We start from the raw sequence: 7,497 nt of genomic DNA, 5'->3' as shown, positions 1-7,497 counted from the left end.
GATAAAAGCAAAAAAGGAAATCTCAACACAAGAATAGAAGTAAGAAAAAACGGCACTTTCTTAAGGATAAATGTAGGGGAAAGAAAATATGTATACGCCAAAATAGAAGCAGGCTACAAAAAGAATAAAAAAAGAGGAGAACTCCTGCAGGAAATCGCCGAATCAAACATACCATACTCTGTAGAACTAAAACTCAAAAATGGCAGCATATACGCCTACATTGCCATTGAAGAACAATATCCAGAAATAAAAATAACAAAAGAAAAAGGAATCATAGGAATAGATGTGAACGCATATCCGGACAACATATCATGGGCAGAGGTAGATGAAAAAGGAAATCTAATAAGCTATGGCAGTATACCAATGCCGGAACTTGCAAGCGGCAATTCAGATAAGAGAGAGTATTTCAGATGGCAGTATGCTCATGAGATAGTAAAGATAGCAAAAGAAAAAAGAAAAGCAATAGTAATTGAAAAATTAGACATAAAAAACAAAGGAGAAAAAGGAGACTTTTCAGGCAAAAAGTCAAGGAGAATAAGACATAACTTTAGCTACAAATCCCTTTTAAAAAAGATAAAAATTTTAGCAAAAAAGGAAGGGATAGAAGTAATAGAAGTCAATCCTTCTTACACCTCAATAATAGGCATGTTAAAATATGCGCCGCAGTACATGATAACAAAAGACATAGCAGCAGCTTATGTAATAGCAAGAAGAGGATTAGGCAGAGAAGAAAAGATACCAGACAATTATATAAAGTTTCTTAACGCACTAACTATAGATGAATTAGAAGAATTAAAAGAGCATGTAGAGAAAACAGTCAGAAACAAGCAGTTGAAGAAAAAACACTTAAAAGAGATAAATAAAGCAATAGAAATTTTACAAAGCCTTGAGAGTGAGCCAGGAAGGGTGCTAAAACCTCTGGATGGAACAAGTTTTAGTGCCCATGATTTCTGGCAAGTTCTCAAGGCAGCGGTGGTGACTCCACTCTCCCCTGAGAAGGTGCCAAGAGACTTCTCTGCCCTAAAAAAGCTGTTAATTCAGGGCAAGTGGGGAGACCCATAAAGGCGCGAGTTCCTGCTTCTTGGGGCAGGGGCTATGGCTTTCCCAAATACCGCCTGCTGGGACTGGGAAAGTCTGAAGGGCGGACTACAAATACCCCAGCTGCCCAAACTGCACAGTTTTGCACAGTTTGGGTAACCAGGTAAATAGAAGGGTAACCTCTTGGATAGAAATGCATTCTTTTTAAAATAAAACTTATATAGAGGGAGGTTTATGTCTGAGACAAAAACCTCCTTCATTCATTTCGGAAATTATTAACTTGATTTTACACTATGACGACGGTGATACTATTTCCTCTGCAGGAATTGTAAAAAGCTCACTTTTATCTATTTCAGGGTGCCTTTCAATAAAACTTTCTATAAGGCGCATTCCAATATAATATCCTGTGCGTGGAGGAATACTCTCATCATATCCACTAAAATATCTAAAATACTCTTCTTTACCTGGAGGTTTATCCCAAATATTTCTTAACCTACTCAAAAGTTCTTTTTCATTATTTACACACCAGTGGTAAACATCTTTTGTATATCCTAGTACTTTATGCAAAGGCTCTTCAGGAAAACCCCATCTTGTAGTCATAACTGCTAAGCCTTCATCAATTAAAAATTCAAAAAGCGGAAGTTCCTCCAATGCTTTATCTAATTTCAGACCATTTTGGTAAAGCCATTTTGCCAAATGATGTGAATGATTTTTATAGCGAAGTGCATGGCCTATTTCATGAGAAAGCCATAAAGGTATATCTTCATAAGGCATAGGTATACCAAAAAAAGTCGTCCCACAAGCCTCTACTGCTAAACCTAAAGCAGGTCGACCTTCAAGAAAATATTGAAAAGCATTGCTACTGTAAAGCCCTATAAGCACATACACATCTATATCTTCAGCTTCTGGAAAAACTTCTTTAATTTTATCTATCCCCTTAGGTACATTAAAGCGTATTTTTTCTTCATTAAACTTAGAAAACAAATCTTCCCTATTTTTACTTTCTTCAAACCAATGCTTTTTATACTCTTCAATGCATCTTTCCCATGGCACCTCTTTTGTGAAAAAGAAATTATTGCAATATTCCTTTATAACTAATCGATTCTTTTCAAGATAATTATTTAAAAATGCCTCCCAATTTAACTCTTTAAGTGCATTTATACCATCAAGATAAATATAATGTATCATTTTTTACCCCCTTTCCTTTTCACTTTCCTTTTTACCAGGAGGGTTTTATTTTTGCAAATGCCATTTTAGTTTATTACAGGAATGCTCGTATTCTTTCACAAACTCACTTAATTTTTCTTTGTCATAAAAGACACCATCTATTTCATAAAACATAAACTTTATCCTCACATAACAAACTCATCTCTACTTGTAATTTAAGCTCCATTTATCAATAAACAAAAGCCTTAATATCTCAAGTCCCGTGCCTTCTAAATTGCTCTTTGCCCCGCCTCCAAAAAGTATACTCAAAGGGTTTGGAGTTGTGTAATATTTTAACACGGGTTTGCCCTGTATGCCAGCCTCTTTTGCTGCAATGTCAACCGCATCGTAAAAATCCCCTAATTTATCCACAAGACCAACTTTAAGAGCCTGCCTTCCTGTGAATATTCTGCCATCTGCTAATTCTTTTACTTTTTCTATGGGTATCTTTCTCCCTTCAGATACAATCTCTACAAATTGTTCATAAGTATCATCTATAATCCCCTGCAATATCTTTTTCTCTTCCGGAGTCAAATCTCTCGTAGGAGAACCCATATCTTTATAAGGACCGCTCTTTATTGTTATTTCTTTTAATCCCAATTTATCGTAAAGTCCTTCATAATTTGTATACTGCATTATAACCCCAATGCTTCCAGTTATTGTAGCCGGATTTGCCACTATTATGTCTCCGCCACAGGCCGCCATGTATCCCCCTGATGCAGCTGCATCTCCCATTGAAACTATCACCTTTTTCCCTGTTTCTTTTAACCTTTTAAGCTCTGTGTATATTTCTACAGACTTTGCTGCAGAACCTCCAGGGCTGTTTATTTTGACAACGATTGCCTTTACAGTGTTATCTTCCTGCGCTCTTCTTATCTGCTCTACTGGATCAGGCGTAAACTGAGGAATTCCAAGTATGTTTGAAAAGTCTCCTATTACTCCCTCAATCGTTACAACTCCTATAGTGTTAGAGGAAACCGTTTTTTGGCTCTCTGTAGAAGGCTGGGTTAAAAATAAAGAAGCAAGGACTATTGCAAACACAAGAGCCAATATTACAATTCCTCCTAATGCCTTTTTGCTCATTTTTAAAAACCCCCTATTCTTTTTCAAAATAAAGTTTTGTTGCAAAATCCTTTGTTAAAGAATAAAGTTTTAAATCTGCCAGTATTATCAAAATTTCTATCAAAATAGCAATTAATATTTCTGACACATTAAAAGTTTTAAGTAAGAAAATTATGGTTAAAATAATTAGGAGAGACAAAAGAGTCAAAACGAGAGTAAAAAGCACATTTACATTGCCTTTCATGGCTTTTTGAGGGTTATCCCAATCGAAAAACGGCCTTGCAGAGTCTATTAAAAGTCCAAGTATATTTATCAGCAAAACACCTGGCAAGCTCAAAAACACAGTTATAGCTACAGTCACAAGCGGAATTTTAAAAATATACCAGCCAATTATATAACTCGGTAAGATTACAAAAATTGATACAAGGCTCCCTAAAATTAGTTTAGCTCTCAGCTGAAGAGAGGGAGAAATAGGTAAAATTTTTGAAATATAAAACATCTTGCCTTCTCTTGAAAAAGCTGTAGAAGAAAGGCTAGTACTCCCCGCAAGAAATAGTGAAACCAAAAGCCCTACAATTGAAACCCAAAACCAATTTGTTGGAGAAGAAGTATACTGGACAGCTTTTTCAAGCCCCATTTGTGGATTGCCAACAAAAGAGATAAAGAATATAAAAGGCACTATTATAGCTACAGGAAGCACATTCATGGCGTAAACTGGCACCCTTATAAAAAGCTTCCACTCTCTCAATATAAGTGCTTTCAAAGCTCCAGAAGCTTTCATACTCCTTTCCAAAGCCACAGTTTTCTTTTTTGCTCCAATTTCCTGACCCGCCATTAAAGCTTTAAAATACACTTTTTGAGCAGATAACGCAAGAAAACCAGTAAATATCAAAGAAACAGCTATAAACAAAAGCAAGTTGAAAAATCCGTATAAACTGTGGTAATCTGACATGGCATAAGCTCCCCAGAGAGATGGCGGAAAGCTTTTGGTTGCCATTTTAGCGAGGTCTGCATTTTTGATGAGAAAATCAACTACAGCATCTTTGTCAGTATACTGAGGATTTCTGTTTACAAAATACTGAAAAACAAAGAAAAACATCAAAGCTAATATGCTTATTAAAACCGTAAAAAAGTCTTTTTTCTTCCTCAAATTTGTGAATCTCATGAGCCACAAAGCGATGATGGAATCTATGGAAAGAGGTATTACAGGTGAAAATAAGAACACCACCAGAGCAATCAAGTAATACAAAATCCCTGCACCAGTCCCAATACCGTATATCCCTATTGCCGGGAGTAACAGCAAAGCCAGCACAGCATATTCATTTACAAGAATTACTGTATATTTAGAAAGCAAAATTTCATAAGGCTGCAGTGGAAGTGGGAGCAAAATTTTTACATCATCGGAGAAGTAAAACACAGATATAACCCAGAAAAAGCCAAATATTAAAGTGACTATCTGCCCTAAAAACAACACTATTGCGAGCATCAACTGAGGCTGATTTAAAGCAATGCTTGCTGCAAATAATCCTTCTAGCTGCATCACGTAAATAAACAAAAAGACAGCTACTCCTACTACAATTCCAAATATAGCAAGGTCCAACTCCCACCGCTGCTTTTTCTCTACAAAATATTTGTATTTTATCGCAGAAATTCCGTAATAGGAGTTAATTTGCGTTTTCAGAAGAGATATAAATTTCTTCATTTTTCCGTCAGCTCCAGGAATATTTTTTCTAATGACTCCCATTCATGCTGCTTCTTTATTTCCTCCATAGTGCCGCAGGCTACAATTTTCCCTTTATTTATTATCGCAATTCTGTCACACAGCCTTTCTGCTACTTCCAGTATATGAGTAGAGAAAAAGACGGTGAAGCCCGCTTTTGTATGATTTGCCATAAGTTCTTTTAGTAAAAAAGAAGATCTGGGGTCCAAACCTGTCATGGGTTCATCCAGTATCCACACAGAAGGGCTGTGTAATAGCGCCGCAGTTATAAGAAGTTTCTGTTTCATTCCATGAGAATAGCTCTGTATAAGGTCACCTATGGCATTTTTCAACTCAAAAATCTCAAGAAAATACTCCAGCTTTTCTCTTCTCTCTTTTTCCGAAATGCCGTACACATCTGCTATAAAGTTTAAATACTCAAGCCCTGTCAATTTGTCATATATGTACGGCTCATCAGGCACATATCCTATTTTCTTTTTTGCTTCTATTGGATTTTTTTGTATATCAATTCCATCTACCAGTATCTCCCCCTCATCTGGTTTTAAAATTCCGACTATCATCTTTATAGTGGTAGTCTTTCCTGCCCCATTTGGCCCTAAAAAGCCAAATATTTCCCCAGGATTCACCACAAGGTTAAGGCCGTCAACAGCCTTTATTTTGCCATTGTTATAAGATTTAGAAACATTTTTTAATTCGATCAAATCCTTCACCTCCATATTCTTACTCTAATTATAACATAAATTGCTTAAAAATTGCCAATGAATAATAATCTTGCCGATTTCATATTATTATCTTGAATTCAACTGCAAGGAGGTAAGGCGTTGAAAAGTCAACAATTTACTAAAATAATAACTTTAGTAATTTTTCTCGCACTTCTCAGTTACTTCTCAATAAATTTCTTCAACAGAACTATAGAAGCTACTTCCAACGGAAAAGAAGAAGTAAAAGCCGTATTGGATGAATTCTTTAAACAAAGGGGAAAAGCCCTATTAAACCAAGATTTAAGAGAGATTGAATACTTTTACGATAAATCCTCCACCTATGGAAAATGGGCTTTAGACCACGAGAAGAGAAGAATAGAGTATGTCAAAGGCTGGTCTGAAAAGCGGAATTTAAAGTTTACAGAAGCTGAATCCTTCTATAGGATAAAAAATATAAAGGCAGGAGAAAATTCCATATGGGTGTATGCAATTGAGACGATGAAAATGGGCTATGCTTACAACGCAAAAAGCGATGTGGTAAACCTGATGGGGCTTGGCATAAGGCACTCAATACAACTTGTAAAAATGGACGGAAAATGGCTCATAAGAAGGGATTGGTACTACGACCCACTAGACGAGGACTCTGCCTACATAGACGCAAGCCCTGCAGAAGGTATAATCCCAGAGGCTGCACCTACTTCAATCCCTCAGGAAGAGATGGAACAAAAGCCCAAGAAAAAAGGAAAGTATGACAGAGAAGGGGCTGTAGCCTATGCCGACAAATACGCTGGAGCTGCCTGGGGAAGTGGCAACAACTACGAATACAATCCGAAGTACAAAGATTATTATGGAGTAGGAGGAGATTGTACTAATTTTGTATCCCAAGTCCTCCATGAAGGAGGAGGTCTCCCAATGGACAATGTGTGGTTTTTCAATGGAAAAGACGCTTCCACCGCATGGGCTCAAGCTCCTGCTTTATTCAACTACTTAATTTACACTGGAAAAGGAAAATTGATTGCAAAAGGTCACTACCTCGATATGGTAAAGCCCACAGAGCAATACCCTCAGGGAGCCATAAGGGCTTTAGAAAAAGGAGATTTGATATGCTATGAGGAAAAAGGGGAAATAGTACATTTTGCAGTAGTGACAGGTTTTGATTCAATGGGCATCCCCGTTGTAAACACCCACACCTCTGACCGATATCACGTTCCTTTTGATTTGGGGTGGGATAAAAGAGTGGTATATAGATTCATACACATAAACGATTGAGCTAGAGAAGACCTCTCTAGCTCTTTTTATCCGCTTCCTGAAGTTTTTTTACATCTTCATCTAAAGTTTCAAAATCGTGATGATGTTCTACAAGATATACAACCCTTTCACTGAGGCCCATTTCTCTGCAAATCTTTGCGCTGTACTTTGGATGGTTATAATACACTTCCAAAAAGAAAAAATATCCTCTTAGAAAATTTGCAATAAAAGGGATTTTTTCTAAAATAACCGCTATCGCTTTTTTGTTAGGAGTAATCTTGGCTTCTGTCTTCCCTATATCGTGAAAAAGCGCGGCCTTTATCAAGTCCTCATCCTCTATACCGTATTTGTCAATGATATAATAGCAGACATCCAGTGCATGTCTTTTTTCAAAGTCAGGAAATCTATTAAAATAGCTCAATTCTTTTTTGCTGAGCACTCTAAGCAAAAACTTATAGTCCTCTTCTGAAACGCACGCTCTTATTGCCTTCAAATACTGTTTTATTCTCCTCACTAAATTCA

General features: G+C 36.7%; 7 protein-coding genes. 2 read left to right on the top strand and 5 right to left on the bottom strand.

All coding sequences use genetic code 11. The features are described from left to right. A partial coding sequence (locus EV203_RS02940; RefSeq protein WP_132039109.1) for an IS200/IS605 family accessory protein TnpB-related protein occupies positions 1 to 1,062 on the top strand: 1,062 nt, incomplete at its 5' end. A 267-nt stretch (positions 1,063 to 1,329) separates the two neighbouring features. On the opposite strand, the gene EV203_RS02935 is transcribed toward EV203_RS02940, so the two are convergent. The 4 genes from EV203_RS02935 to EV203_RS02915 form a co-directional block, all read right to left on the bottom strand. Then, complete coding sequence (locus EV203_RS02935) at positions 1,330 to 2,226, bottom strand: DUF2268 domain-containing putative Zn-dependent protease (protein WP_011025241.1); 897 nt, start codon at positions 2,224 to 2,226, stop codon at positions 1,330 to 1,332. A 183-nt stretch (positions 2,227 to 2,409) separates the two neighbouring features. Continuing rightward, positions 2,410 to 3,327, bottom strand: coding sequence for a signal peptide peptidase SppA (gene sppA, locus EV203_RS02925; protein ID WP_132039108.1), 918 nt, complete (start codon positions 3,325 to 3,327; stop codon positions 2,410 to 2,412). 13 nt (positions 3,328 to 3,340) lie between these two features. Next, positions 3,341 to 5,008 (bottom strand): putative ABC transporter permease subunit, encoded by a 1,668-nt coding sequence (locus tag EV203_RS02920; RefSeq protein ID WP_226990160.1) that lies wholly within the window; start codon positions 5,006 to 5,008, stop codon positions 3,341 to 3,343. Further along, positions 5,005 to 5,736 carry an ABC transporter ATP-binding protein gene (locus tag EV203_RS02915; RefSeq protein WP_243700567.1) on the bottom strand — a complete coding sequence of 244 codons (732 nt, stop codon included), beginning with the start codon at positions 5,734 to 5,736 and terminating at the stop codon, positions 5,005 to 5,007. The genes EV203_RS02920 and EV203_RS02915 overlap by 4 nt, the downstream gene beginning before the upstream one ends. 111 nt (positions 5,737 to 5,847) lie before the next feature. Here EV203_RS02915 and EV203_RS02910 point away from each other — a divergent pair, with 111 nt between their 5' ends. After that, positions 5,848 to 6,996 carry an amidase domain-containing protein gene (locus tag EV203_RS02910; RefSeq protein ID WP_132039107.1) on the top strand — a complete coding sequence of 383 codons (1,149 nt, stop codon included), beginning with the start codon at positions 5,848 to 5,850 and terminating at the stop codon, positions 6,994 to 6,996. A 16-nt stretch (positions 6,997 to 7,012) separates the two neighbouring features. Here the strand turns inward: EV203_RS02910 and EV203_RS02905 are convergent, their stop codons facing one another. Continuing rightward, positions 7,013 to 7,489 (bottom strand): HDIG domain-containing metalloprotein, encoded by a 477-nt coding sequence (locus EV203_RS02905; RefSeq protein WP_041587123.1) that lies wholly within the window; start codon positions 7,487 to 7,489, stop codon positions 7,013 to 7,015. Positions 7,490 to 7,497 lie beyond the last annotated feature (8 nt).

The organism is Caldanaerobacter subterraneus, from assembly GCF_004345675.1.
Classification (GTDB): Bacteria; Bacillota; Thermoanaerobacteria; order Thermoanaerobacterales; family Thermoanaerobacteraceae; genus Thermoanaerobacter; species Thermoanaerobacter subterraneus.
This window is presented reverse-complemented; position numbering and strand designations above follow the sequence as displayed.